The sequence below is a fragment of the Nitrospirota bacterium genome (assembly GCA_023229435.1).
In the GTDB taxonomy this organism is placed as follows: Bacteria; Nitrospirota; UBA9217; order UBA9217; family UBA9217; genus JALNZF01.
The window spans coordinates 34098-46976 of sequence record JALNZF010000025.1 but is presented as its reverse complement, the minus strand read 5'-3'; the positions used below and the strand labels follow the sequence as shown (position 1 = coordinate 46976).

Below are 12879 nucleotides of genomic sequence, written 5' to 3'. Positions count from 1 at the left end.
ATCCCAGTCGTATGACATCCAGTCCCAAAGCTGATAAGGTTCGCCTCCGCCGCAGGCCCCTGCCCACATGTCTGACGGTCCAAACACGCCTGATCGCCATACATTCACCGCATCCATGTTATTGTTGCCATTCCAGTCAAAGAGCAGGTGGACGCCAAGTTCTGACGCACCCACCGTAAAAGTGACCGGAGTGCCTTCTCCACAGCCGGGGCCGCCTGCCGGACAGTCTGCGTAGACCGTATAGGTGCCGGGTGCATAGATGGCCATATCATGCACCGACCATGGATCACCAAAAAGATCACAGGAAGATGAAAGTGTTGCATTGGAAACCTGGCCGGACACGGCAACAGATGTCTTCATGGTCCTGTCCCAGGTGAAGGTAACGTCATTGGCGCCTCCAAACGTGACGCCGGATGCATCAAGCATGGTGAGGTTGTTATTGAAAGTCTCCAAGACTCCCATTACATTGAAGTTGACGATAAGACCTTGAAACGATCCATCTAACATGGGAGCTCCGTTGATGCCGTCACCATCCCAGTCTTTTGACATAAAGTCCCAAACCTTCACCGCTGAATTAGCTCCGCAATCCCCCGTCCACATGGATGACGGTCCAAATACAGCGTTCGTCGTCCATATATCCACGACATCGTGGTTATTTTGACTATTCAAGTCAAAGAGCATGTGGCCGCCGATCTCTCCCTCACCAACGGTAAAGGTGATCGGAATGCCTGATCCACAGCCGGGACTTCCTGGCTCACAATCTGTGTAGGCCGTATAGGTGCCAGGTCCATAAATGGCCACATCATGCGCCGACCACGTTGCATCAAACCAGACATGACATGGCGAGGAGAGTGTCGCATTAGAAACCTGGCCGGATACATCAACCGTGCTTTTCAGCGTGCCGTCCCAGGTGAACGTAATGTCATTGCTGCCGCCAATAACGATGCCGTCAGGCTGGAGCAGGGTCAAGTTGTTGCCTTCCGTATATATACATCTTGGTATTGGATCATAAACGCACCCGCTTGCCGGATTGCAGGAATCAGTTGTGCACAGGTTGCCGTCGTCGCAGTTCATCGTCGTTACCATGCAAACCTTGTTTTTACACACATCGCCTGTGGTGCAGACGTTGTTATCGTTGCAAGGCAGGGTATTGGCGCCGTGTACGCAGCAACCGGGAAGAACCGGGACACTTGAATCGGTTGTGCAGATATTCCCGTCATCGCAGTTCATGGTCGCCCCGGGCTTGCAGACGCCGTTCAAACACACATCGCCCACGGTGCAGGTGTTGTTATCACTGCACGACAGCGTGTTGTTCGTAAAGACGCACCCGGTCGCCGTGTTGCAAGTATCGGTGGTGCAGACATTGTTGTCGTTGCACGTCCTGGCCGTACTGACGCACACCTGATTGACGCACTGATCCACGGTACAGGCATTGCCGTCAGTACAGGGGGAGCCATTCGGCTTTCCCGCGCAGATACAATCCGGCACCGGGGGATATACACAACTGCCCGAGGCCGGATCACAGGAGTTGGTGGTACACGAGTCATAGTCTTCGCAGGTCTTGGCAGTTCCCGCGCAGATGGAATTTGCACACTTATCGTTTGAGGTGCAGGCGTTATTGTCGTTGCAGGACTTGGTATTGGGGACGTGGATGCAGCAAGCGGCAATAACGGGAACATACTTGTCGTCGGTGCAGACATTCCCGTCGTCGCAGTTCCTGAGCACCCCGGACTTGCAGAGACCGTTCAAACAATAATCGTTATCGGTGCAGGTGTTTCTGTCACTGCACGGTCCCGTGTTGTTCGTGAACGAGCATCCATTCAACGTACTGCACGTGTCGGTGGTGCAGACGTTGTTGTCATTGCAGGTCCTGGGAGCGCCGGGCTGGCAGCTGCCGTTCAAACACGTGTCGCCCACGGTACAGGCGTTGAGATCACTACAGGAGGTCCCATTCGGCTTTCCTGTGCAATCACAGCTCGGATCCAGAGTTCGCAAACAATTGCCTGTTGTCGTATTGCAGGAATCAGTAGTGCATGAATCATTGTCGTCGCAGTTCTTTTGCGTCCCCGCGCAGACCGCGTTTTTACACTTATCGCCTATGGTGCATGCGTTGTTGTCGTCGCAGGACAAGGTATTGGGGTTGTGTACGCAGCCGCCCGGAATAATTGAAACACACGAATCGGTTGTGCAGATATTCCCGTCATCGCAGTTCTTGGGTGTGTGAACACAGACGCCGGTGACCGGATTGCAGGAATCGGTTGTGCAAACGTTGTTATCGTTGCAGCGTGTCTCCCATCCATCACAGAGATCACCCATCACATTGAAGTTTACAGCCCACGCACCCGCAAACGCGCCGTCCACCAGGGGATAACCGTTTATGCCGTCCCCATCCCAGTCGTATGACATCCAGTCCCAAAGCTGATAAGGTTCGCCTCCGCCGCAGGCCCCTGCCCACATGTCTGACGGTCCAAACACGCCTGATCGCCATACATTCACCGCATCCATGTTATTGTTGACATTCCAGTCAAAGAGCAGGTGGACGCCAAGCTCACCAGGATTGACGGTAAAGGTGACCGGATTACCTTCTCCACAGCCGGGACTGCCTGCCGGACAACCTGCGTAGACCGTGTAAGTGCCGGGAGCATAGACGGCCATATCATGTACCGACCATGGATCACCAAAGAGATCACAGGAAGAGGTAAGTGTTGCATTGGAGACCTGGCCGGATGCAGCAACCGCTGTCTTCATGGTCCTGTCCCAGGTGAAGGTAACGTCATTGGCGCCTCCAAACGTGACGCCGGATGCATCAAGCATGGTGAGGTTGTTATTGAAAGTCTCCAAGACTCCCATTACATTGAAGTTGACAACAAAACCGACAAACGGGCCATCCATCATCGGCGCTCCGTTGATGCCGTCACCATCCCAGTCTTTTGACATCCAGTCCCAAACCTTATCCGCTGCATTAGCTCCGCAATCCCCCGTCCACAGGGGTGACGGTCCAAATACGGCGTTCGGCTGCCATATGTTCACCACATCCTCCATGCTATTGTTGCCAAACCAGTCAAAGAGCAGGTGAACGCCAAGTTCTGTCGCACCAACCGTAAAGGTGATCGGCAGGCCTGTTCCACAACCGGGGCTCCCTGCCGGACAATCTGTGTAGACAGTATAGGTGCCGGGTCCATAGATGGCCACATCATGCGCCCTCAACGGTAAACCATATAACAAACAGGTTGAGGCCAATACCGCATTGGAGATCTGGCCGGATGCTGCAACCGAAGTCTTTCTGGTACCATCCCAGGTGAACGCGACGTCATTGCTGCCGCTATAACTGACGCCATCTGGACCAATCATGGTGAAGTTGTTGTTGACAGTATGTACCGGTAGGTAGGGTACATCAGCTGATGCTTGTGTCCTGATCAAACCAATACACAGAATAGATAATACAAAAACTGCAAGACACTTTCCGGTATTCATGATTTTGTTCCTCCTTTTAAGTTTAGACTTATCTGAAGAAGGGCAGCGCCTCATAGAGCAGAGCCATTGCTTTTGATTGAACACAATCACATCGTCACAACTGAACAATCATGTTGAAGTTGATGCTCATGTACGTGCAATCCAATCCTGCACACGAATACCAGGAACAGTATCACCAGAAGGTTTTGGTACTGATATCACGTTTCATGTGTATCACCTCCTTTCCGTGTGAGACGTCTCACCGTTGCAGGCCCATTCCGCAAGCCGTCGATGTCCAGCAACCTCCGTCTGTTATGTCAGGACCGTACCGTTCTGAGCTTCATCTCGCGCGATTCAACCCGGAGCAATAATCGGCTATTTTTCACCTCTGCGTTTATTATATTAATATCAGCAAAAGCTCAATAATACTTGAACGATTCGGCTGTTGTTCACCAGTTCGGAAAGAATAATGCCTAACATTTATTCAATAGACGAGAATCAAATGAAATAGGATACACCTACGTTTGTTTATCATCCGTCGCCTTCTTCGCAGTATGATACTTAAGTCAGGGCCGGCAGTTCACCGTTACCGAGGTCCGACAGCGATCATTTCCATATTCGAGTATCGAGTCTCTTGGGTATGGCCTCAATGCTCTCTTCACTTTCCACTCTCCGTTGTCATTAGGACGCTGCCCGCTTCCACGCCCATACCGCACGTCAGTGACGTCCAGTAACATCCTGCCGGTGATTGGATAGGACATTTTTCTTGTGCTGAAAATGCAAGGGGTTGATAAGCTAGTTATCCTATCTTATCGGATAGAACTATTTTTCTATCCGGACACTGCAGGAGTTTTAGAAATGTGGTGGTGTAGAGAGCAGAAAATGAATTTAATGCGGATGGCTTTTACGCTCGCCGCTGAACATTGGGAGCTATCCCATGAACTGACCTTCCCACCTATAAATGTCATAGGGGAAAATATGCCGAATGGAACAAGTGGTACCCGCTCTTTGGTGTGAATATCAAGTCCCATGACGCATTCCCTCCTTTCTGACTATTTAGACGAAAGACAGACGGGAAAAGATACACATAGTGTTATTTTTTTTCATCGGTAGGCGGGGTTTTGCGTTCGCAGCACAACTCATTCTGGTCATTGTGGTAGAAGCTGCAGTGTGTTTCGAGCTCTTTTTTGTTTTTTTCTGGCGCGATGCAACCTGATCTTGACGTTTTCGAAGCCGGGCTTACTCGTATAGTACCGGACCCCTGTACCGGGGGGTCACCTTTTTGAGACTGTAACCGGACGACCAGCGTGATAGATCGTCCCGCCTGCAGTCACGTATTCCTGGAGCACCGCCACGGCATCCTTACGGAGGATGTCGCGAAGCACTGCTATGCCTCGATCGTTGAGCGATGAAACCCAGTCATCCAACTTGGGCCCTTCATCGAAGCCGATTGCCAGGGCATCTTCGCCACGCGCCCCGCACACCAATCGTCTCACGCCGGACCACGGGATGGCGCCAAAGCACATGGCGCATGGCTCAGTCGTGGAAAAAAGATCGAAGTGCACCATTCCGCCGTCACTGAGATCGTACCTGCCGAGAACCTTTTGAGCAATGGCCAGCGCCACGATCTCGGAGTGGAAAACAGAGCATTTTGAAGTAACCACCATATTGACACCGGGAGCGATCAGGCGCCCGTCCTTGTCGAACACCGCGGCGGCAAACGGACCGCCGGTCGCTCGTTGGACATTCTGGCGTGCAAGCGCCAGAACGAACCGCATCCTGTCCTCCACACCCGGGAAGATCGCAGGGGATTCGGTCAAAAAGTCTTCCACCCATGGGGGCAGATGAATGCTGATCTCCGGCAGTTTCATTTCAGATCTCCTGGTCTGCACGGTGTCTCTCTCCGGTCGTCACACTGATTCTCAGCTGTCATCATCCATCATCCTGTGCTTCGGCCGTTCAATATCGTCGAACTGGCCGGTCTGTGCTGCCCAGAGAAAGAGGAACCAGGCTGCGAGGCCGATGAAGAACATGAGAATGATGAGCGCGGTGATGGTCCAGAGCATAATAATTTATTCCTTTGAGCCTCTTGCATAAATCACCCTTCGACAAGCTCAGGGCGAACGAATGTTGGATTGAAATCATTGCCTTTCCCCCGTTCGTGGTGAGCCTGTCGAACCACTCACCTCGGTCCTCTCCCACCAGGGGAGAGGATGTTGAGGAAGAATCCAGGCAGCAGTCCCTCCCTTGATGGGAGGGATTACGGGATGGGATCACTATCCTCTCAGCCTCAAGGAATTCATCACCACGGTCACGGAACTCATTGCCATGGCTGCCGCTGCCACAATAGGACTGAGCACGCCCGCCATGGCGAGCGGGATCGCGGCGACATTATAAAAAAATGCCCAGAACAGGTTCTGTCTGATGATCGTGAATGTTTTCCTTGAGACCTCAACAGCCCGAACAACGCTCGAAAGGTCCGATCGCATCAGGACCACATCAGCGGATTCCATGGCAATGTCCGAACCCGCTGCCATTGCCATGCCCACATCCGCGGCCGCGAGCGCAGGCGCATCATTGATACCATCGCCTACCATGGCCACGACCTTGCCTGCCGCCCGTAGTCTTGATATCTCTTCAGACTTTCCAGCGGGAAGAACGCCCGCGCGTACGGTATGGATCCCGGTCTTTTCCGCAACGGCATCCGCCGTGGTCTGATTATCCCCGGTTATCATGAGAATGTCAATCTGCATGCTTATCAATCGCTCAATGGAACCTTTCGCATCTTTTTTTGGAGTATCCATCAAGGCGATGATGCCGAGAACAGCCTTGTCCCGCGCAACCCATACAACCGTTTTCCCGCCATGTTCGAGCCGTTCAGCCGCTACCGCTGTCTCCGAATCTATCTGAACACCCTCTTGTTCAAGAAAAACATGTTTCCCAACACGTATTGATGCGCCATTGATTTTCGCAACAATACCCCGTCCCGGCAAAGCTTGAAAAGACTCGTAGTTTAACAAATCTATCCCCTGCTCTTTTGCATGACTCACGATCGCCTGTCCCACAAGATGCTCGGACCCCTGTTCTGCTGATGCGGCGAATTGCAATACCTCTTCGTAAGCGTCCCCCCTCACCTCAATCCTCTCCCCTGTAGGGAGAGGACTTTCTGCTCTCACCCTCGCCCCTGCGGGGAGAGGGCCGGGGTGAGGGGCGTTCAGTGCATTATTCTGCTCACTCCACACTTCCACAACCTTCATCTTCCCCGTCGTGATCGTGCCGGTCTTGTCCAGGACAACGGTATCCACCTTCTGCAATCGCTCAAGGATGTCCCCTCCTTTTATCAGGATGCCGCTGCGTGCCGCCCTCCCCGTACCGGCAAGGACAGCGACCGGCGTGGCAAGTCCGAGCGCGCAAGGACATGCGATAACCAGCACAGCGACGGCATGAAGTATCGGTATGGCGCCGCTTGATTGCTGCGACCAAAAAATGAACGTTGCCAGTCCCATAAGAATGACGAAGGGGATGAAATAAACCGCTATCCTGTCCGCCAGTCTCTGGATCGGCGCCGTGGATGCCTGGGCATTCTCAACAAGACTGGTGATCTGTGAAAGGGTTGAATCCTTGCCCACGCGGGTAACTTCGAGAACCAGCGTCCCGGACCCGTTCATCGAACCGCCGATGACCTCCCTGCCGGCTGATTTTTCATTCGGCCGTGACTCGCCGGTCACCAGAGACTCGTCCACCTCTGAGGTGCCGCTGAGCACAATACCATCCAGGGGTATTTTTTCTCCCGGCCGCACTTCGATCCTGTCACCCGTTCGCACCTCAATGATCGATACGAGAATGCGATCATCTCCTCTAATCATCCTCGCTTCCTGAGGCTGAAGCGACAGGAGCCGTGAAACTGCCTGCGATGCCTTGTGCTTTGCCGAATTTTCGAGGAACCTGCCGAGCAGAACGAAGGTGATGATCATGGCAGCAGTATCGAAATAGACCTCACCGCTTGAGAACAGCTGGTGTATGCTCAGAAAATAGGCGGACAGCGAACCAAGAGATATCAGGAGGTCCATGTTCAAGGTCCGGTTCCTTATCCCGCGGAACGCGCCATGAAGAAACGGCCATCCCGAGTAGAACAGGACCGGCGTGCACATGAGAAAGGCCGCGAGATCAAGCACTCTTTTGGCCGCAGGCTCGATACCCTGGAAAAAGCCGGCGTAGAGGCCGAAGCTCACGATCATGAGCTGCATGGAGAAGAACAAGGCAGTGCCTAACCGGATCAGCAGGTCGCGGTTCTGTTTTTGAATGAAGGCTTCCTGCGCCGCGGGCGTGTAGGGACGCGCGCGGTATCCGATGGACGTGATCCGTGAAATGATCCTGCCAAGCGTGGTCTGAGAACTGTCCCATTTGATGAGCGCCCGGTGCGTGGCGAAATTGACGCGTGCCGAAATAATACCCCTGGTCCGCTCGAGGATCTTCTCATTCAGCCAGATGCAGGACGAGCAGCGTATTCCCGCGATCACCAGGTCCGCTTCTTTGATCGCGCCATCGCCCCGGATATAAGGAATGAGCGATGCGAGTTCCTTGACCGGGAAGGAGGATTCCTGTTCCAATGTTTCCCGCAGGACATCAGGGATGCCGAAAGACTTCCAGTCGCGCTTTTTATAGAAGTCCTGGAGCCCCTCCTCTATTATGAGGAGATAAATTGCCCGGCAGGCATGGCAGCAGAAGATCTTATGTCCCGAGGGAACCGCTTCATACAGGGCGTCCTTTTCGGAAACCGGCAGGAGGCAATGATCGCAGATCAACAAGGTACTGTGTGAAGACAACACGTTATGTCTCTCCTCCTTTGTCCGATCGTTCGGGAGAGATGAACGTCGCTTCCCGTACCATCCTGATCTCCCGGGAAGATATATTTTCCAGTGTAAAACGCAGCCGCGTGACACGGTTGACGAGGTTCTTTCTCCGCGCAAACACGTACACCTTGATCCTCAATGAGGAATTGGGGTGGAGCAGGATGGGGTTCCGAGGAACCATTAATTCAGCATCCTTGATGCCCGAAATGCTCAGGCGGTAACCCGCGGGAACCAGGCTCCTGTTCTCCACGGTCAGGAGGTAGGCGTTCAGCATGCCGCCTTTCGTGCCTGCCTGCTGGTAGGATTGCACCTCGTCGCGGAACACCCAGAAATCGACAGGCATTCGAGCATAGATCTGATACGCGAGCATCGCGGCAATGAACGCGAAGACGAGCGAAAGCCCGATAGCGCGGGCACGCGGCCCTTTTTGAGCTCCGTCGCTGGAATCGCCCCGGGAATATTCGATGAGCGGTTCCTTCCCCTGCTCCGCAATCTGTCCTGCGCAGGCATCGATGCACTCAGCGCAGTTGATGCATTCCACCTGGAGACCATCCCGGATGTCAATGCCTGAAGGACAGGTACGCACACAGGCCTCACAACCGAGACACTCCTCTTCACGTTTCCGGTTAAAAGCGATGGTCAGCGTCCTGTCATCAAAAAATGCGCTCTGAAGCCTCGAATAGGGGCAAACCGATCTGCAGAATCTCTGGCGGATGAATGCCAGATTGAGATAGATCAGAACGGTGAACAGGGTCCATGACCAGAACACCCAGGGGCCCAGTGTTCGGTTCTTGATCTCCGCAAACATGTCATAGGGAGAAACGAAGAACCAGATCAGGTCGGCGGAAACAAGGAGTGATAGAAGCAGCATGCTGACATGCGATATCGTCGTGCGGAGGACCTGATTGCGGGTGAACCACGCCGCTCTTCGTTCAAGGGACCTCGCGAAATCAGACAGTACTGTCTGGGGGCATGCCCAGCCGCACCAGATGCGGCCGTAGAGGACCGTGAAGAGCATTACGCCGATGAAGAACAGGAGTAAGACAAGCAGGAAGAAGTATGCTTCACTGATCCAGATGACAGAACCGAAAAAGTACAGTTTGAGAGATGGAACATCGAAGCGGAGGGCGCTTTCACCGTGTATCCTGAGGAAAGGCAAACCAAGCATCAGCACAGCCTGCAGCAATGCGAAGAACCATCGGCGGGCGTGATAGGTCGCTGGTTTCATGCCGGCTTAATGGGCGTGACGAAAGTGAATATAGTGGGCCACCGCACGGATCTTATCCGGACCGAGCTGCCTTTTGAACCCCGGCATGCCGTTCGGCGTACCGTCGGCAATGACCCGGATATGATCAGCAAGTGTATTGCCAAAGAGGAACTTCGGACCCGTCAAAGCAGGGCCGATCCCTCCCTCTAATTTTTCCCCGTGGCACATGGCGCAGTCAGAGACATAGATCGCCGGCCCCTTGTCCTCCCTGGTCTCTGATATGCCGGATGCCACTTCCTTTACCTCGTGAGTAATGACGGCGGTTTTGTGGGCTTCCATGCGTTTCTCATACTGCCCTACCTGTTTCCATCCCGTGGTCAGGGGTGAGAACAGATACAGATAGACCAACCCGCACACGAGCAGAGACAAAAAAAGGACCAGCATGCCAAAGGGCATTTTTTTCCTGCCCTCTTCACGTTCCCGTATGCCATCGTATTCACCCATGGTTCAGCTCCCTGTTGATGAAAATTCTAAATCCTGGCCCGGACAAACCGGATCCCTATTTACCACGAAGACACGAAGAAATACAAAAATATCTTTGTGTCTTGATTAACAACATAATTTAAAAGATTTTCTTTGTGTCTTAGTGTCTTTGTGGTGAAATCTTCTTTCCATGTTGGGGTAGAATTTGATTACTCATCATCCAGCATCCGGTACTTCGGCGATTCTACCCGGTCTTTTCGTTTACTACGGAAGAAATAGACCATGATACCGAGCAGAACGACGACGAGAAGCATCGTAAAACCAAAGTAAAGCCAGGCCTTGAACCCCATACTATGGTTTCAACTCCTTCCCCAGTCGCACAAGATACGTTACGAGCGCATCCATCTCGGTCTTCCCTTCCAGTGCCTTCATGTCTTCGATTGCATAGGGGTAGCCGAGGGTCTTCATCTTCTTTTCCGTATAACGCGTATCGATCTTATTATCAGCAAGCCATGCGTAGGCAGGCATGTTCGACTGCGCATACATGCTCTGAGGATTTTTCATATGCAGATAGTGCCACGCGGCGGGATATTTCGTGCCTACCCGTGCAAGGTCCGGTCCTGTGCGCCTGGACCCCCACAAATGGGGCCGGTCTATGGCTGATTCTTCGAGCTTTGAATAGTTCCCGTACCGGGCCGTCTCGAATGGGAGCGGCCGCACCGTCTGCGTATGACAGTTGTTGCATCCCTCACGGATATAGATGTCGCGGCCTTCGACCTCAATTGGCTTATAGAAGATCACTTTCTCTATCGAGGGTGAAGCGCTTCCTACAAAAAGCGGAATGAACGTGGTCAAAAGCGTTCCCACAAGGATCGCAAGCGTGGCAAGAAGGATGAACACAACCGGCTTTTTATCGACATTCATGGTGAACTCCTTCGAACGCAGCGGGCATGATCGATCATTCTTGCGCCCTAATACCCTCTGCCCCTGCTCTACGCGTTCCGCGTTGCCGGGGTGTTCCTGATCGTTTTGTAAATGTTAAAAACAAACACGAGAAATCCGGCAAAAAAGATGATTCCTCCAGCTGTCCTCATGTTCCAAAAAGGATAATTGGGCGTCAAGGTCTGAATGAAATTTGGATAGAGCAAACTGCCGTCCTTGTCCATAGCCTGCCACATGGCTCCCTGCCTGATACCGGTTACCCACATGGTCACGGAGTAAATGAGCTGTCCAACCAGCACAAGCCAGAAATGGAGGTTCGCAAGTTTAACGCTGTATACTTCCGTGTTGTATACGCGGGGGATCATGTAGTAGAACCCGGCGGATATCGTCATCGTGACCCATCCCATGGTGCCCATGTGCACATGGCCCGGGACCCAGTCGGTATAGTGAACAAGCGCGCTGAAGGCACGGATCGCCTGGCTCGGTCCCTGGATGGTCTGGAGGCCGTAGAACGTTATGCCGAGCACGATGAACTTGACAAGATAGTTCGACCGCATCTGCGCCCACTGGTTGTTCATGGTCCCGTATCCATTGATCACCGAGGCCCAGGACGGCGCGATCAGAAAGATACTGAAAGCGATTGCCACGGTCTGGATCCAGTCCGGCAGAGGAGTATAGATCAGGTGGTGGGCGCCTGTCCAGAGATAGGCAAAGACCAAGGCCCAGAACCCGACGATCGAAAGCCGGTGGCTGTAGAGCGGAGCACCCGTTGTCTTGGGAAGGATGTAATAGAAGATCGCAAGCGGGATCGTCGTGAACACAAAGGCCACGGCATTATGCCCGAACCACCACTGCACGTTGGCATCATTGGCGCCGGCATACACTGAATAGGATTTGAACCACGAGACCGGTACCGCGAGGTTGTTCCCGATGTACACAATGGCCACACCAACCACCGTGGCCAGGATGTACCACAGCGAAACATACATCTGTTCTTCTTTGCGTTTCATGATGGTGCCGATAATGATGATCGAAAACATCACCCACAGGATGACGACGCCTATGTCGAGCGGCCATTCAAGCTCCGCATATTCCTTGCTTGAGTTCATGCCGGCTAAGAGTGACAGCGCCGCGAGCGCAATGGCTATGTTGAACACAACAAGCATGACCCGCGCCAGGCCGGGAAAGGCAAGGGACGTCCTGCCGAGCCGCTGAACAAGGTAGAAAAAGATGCTGAATGCCGCCGGGATGGTGAAACCATAGATGAGCGCATTGGTATGGAGCGGACGCAGCCTGCCGTACGTGAGCCAGGATGTGAAATTCAACTGCGGGTAGACAAGCTGGAGCGAAATGAGGACCCCGACGAGAAGTCCAATGATCCCCCAGAAGAGAGAGGATAATGCGAATCCCTTTACTGCGCGGTAATCATAGGTAATCTCCGCCATTAGGTTGTCCCCATACCTGGAATTATTGTTCAGGAAGGCGTATTACACTTTTTGTTTTGCCAGGTCTTCGAAATTGGTCTTTTTAAGTGTTTCGACTATTTTTGATTGAACATTGACCCACAGAAAATAGGTCGGACAGTGTTTTGAAAAATTGCATTTCTTTTTGTCGACAAGGCAAAGGTTGATGGCGATCTTGCCCTCGATCGCGTTCAGCACGTCCAGCGTCGTGATCTCCTTCGCTTGTTTGGCAAGCGAGAAACCGCCCTTCACGCCGCGGTAGGACCTGACGATCTTCGCCTTCACCAGCTTCTGGAGTATCTTCGCGAGAAAACTCCGCGGTATCTTGTATTCCTCGGAGATCTCGTTCACGAAACTTACTTTGTTGAACGGCTGACGGGCGAGATACAGCACACTTCTAATGCCGTAATCTCCTTCGCGGGTGATATGCATGTCTTCACTATATCAAACCTGCGGTCTTTGTCAAGCCCCGACATAC

At 52.9% G+C, this 12879-nt stretch carries 10 protein-coding genes; all 10 read right to left on the bottom strand.

Features of this window, described 5'->3' with window-relative positions:
* Window positions 1–3351: hypothetical protein (locus tag M0R70_13895; GenBank protein ID MCK9420458.1), on the bottom strand; the 3351-nt coding region annotated here is incomplete at its 3' end.
* Window positions 3352–4727: 1376 nt separating this feature from the next.
* On the bottom strand, window positions 4728–5324 hold the full coding sequence (locus M0R70_13890; GenBank protein MCK9420457.1) for a nucleoside deaminase: 597 nt from the start codon (window positions 5322–5324) through the stop codon (window positions 4728–4730).
* A 51-nt stretch (window positions 5325–5375) separates the two neighbouring features.
* Window positions 5376–5519 (bottom strand): cbb3-type cytochrome oxidase assembly protein CcoS, encoded by a 144-nt coding sequence (ccoS, locus tag M0R70_13885; protein ID MCK9420456.1) that lies wholly within the window; start codon window positions 5517–5519, stop codon window positions 5376–5378.
* 210 nt (window positions 5520–5729) lie between these two features.
* Window positions 5730–8282 carry a heavy metal translocating P-type ATPase metal-binding domain-containing protein gene (locus M0R70_13880; GenBank protein MCK9420455.1) on the bottom strand — a complete coding sequence of 851 codons (2553 nt, stop codon included), beginning with the start codon at window positions 8280–8282 and terminating at the stop codon, window positions 5730–5732.
* A 1-nt stretch (window position 8283) separates the two neighbouring features.
* Window positions 8284–9534: a 4Fe-4S binding protein gene (locus M0R70_13875; protein ID MCK9420454.1), complete on the bottom strand. Its 1251-nt coding sequence runs from the start codon at window positions 9532–9534 to the stop codon at window positions 8284–8286.
* A gap of 6 nt (window positions 9535–9540) precedes the next feature.
* Window positions 9541–10017 (bottom strand): c-type cytochrome, encoded by a 477-nt coding sequence (locus tag M0R70_13870; protein ID MCK9420453.1) that lies wholly within the window; start codon window positions 10015–10017, stop codon window positions 9541–9543.
* 188 nt (window positions 10018–10205) lie between these two features.
* The gene (locus M0R70_13865) at window positions 10206–10346 is read right to left on the bottom strand and encodes a cbb3-type cytochrome c oxidase subunit 3 (protein ID MCK9420452.1); all 141 of its coding nucleotides are present in this window, start codon (window positions 10344–10346) and stop codon (window positions 10206–10208) included.
* A 1-nt stretch (window position 10347) separates the two neighbouring features.
* The gene (locus M0R70_13860) at window positions 10348–10920 is read right to left on the bottom strand and encodes a cbb3-type cytochrome c oxidase subunit II (protein MCK9420451.1); all 573 of its coding nucleotides are present in this window, start codon (window positions 10918–10920) and stop codon (window positions 10348–10350) included.
* Window positions 10921–10988: 68 nt separating this feature from the next.
* Window positions 10989–12383, bottom strand: a complete 1395-nt coding sequence (locus tag M0R70_13855; protein MCK9420450.1) for a cbb3-type cytochrome c oxidase subunit I — start codon at window positions 12381–12383, stop codon at window positions 10989–10991.
* A gap of 42 nt (window positions 12384–12425) precedes the next feature.
* Complete coding sequence (locus tag M0R70_13850; GenBank protein MCK9420449.1) at window positions 12426–12833, bottom strand: Rrf2 family transcriptional regulator; 408 nt, start codon at window positions 12831–12833, stop codon at window positions 12426–12428.
* Window positions 12834–12879: the final 46 nt, after the last annotated feature.

Excerpts from the sequence above, each read along its gene's own strand:
- M0R70_13865 (MCK9420452.1), bottom strand. The coding sequence starts at position 10,346 with ATGGGGTTCAAGGCCTGGCTTTACTTTGGTTTTACGATGCTTCTCGTC.
- M0R70_13850 (MCK9420449.1), bottom strand. The coding sequence starts at position 12,833 with ATGCATATCACCCGCGAAGGAGATTACGGCATTAGAAGTGTGCTGTAT.
- M0R70_13875 (MCK9420454.1), bottom strand. The coding sequence starts at position 9,534 with ATGAAACCAGCGACCTATCACGCCCGCCGATGGTTCTTCGCATTGCTG.
- M0R70_13855 (MCK9420450.1), bottom strand. The coding sequence starts at position 12,383 with ATGGCGGAGATTACCTATGATTACCGCGCAGTAAAGGGATTCGCATTA.
- M0R70_13890 (MCK9420457.1), bottom strand. The coding sequence starts at position 5,324 with ATGAAACTGCCGGAGATCAGCATTCATCTGCCCCCATGGGTGGAAGAC.
- ccoS (MCK9420456.1), bottom strand. The coding sequence starts at position 5,519 with ATGCTCTGGACCATCACCGCGCTCATCATTCTCATGTTCTTCATCGGC.
- M0R70_13860 (MCK9420451.1), bottom strand. The coding sequence starts at position 10,920 with ATGAATGTCGATAAAAAGCCGGTTGTGTTCATCCTTCTTGCCACGCTT.
- M0R70_13870 (MCK9420453.1), bottom strand. The coding sequence starts at position 10,017 with ATGGGTGAATACGATGGCATACGGGAACGTGAAGAGGGCAGGAAAAAA.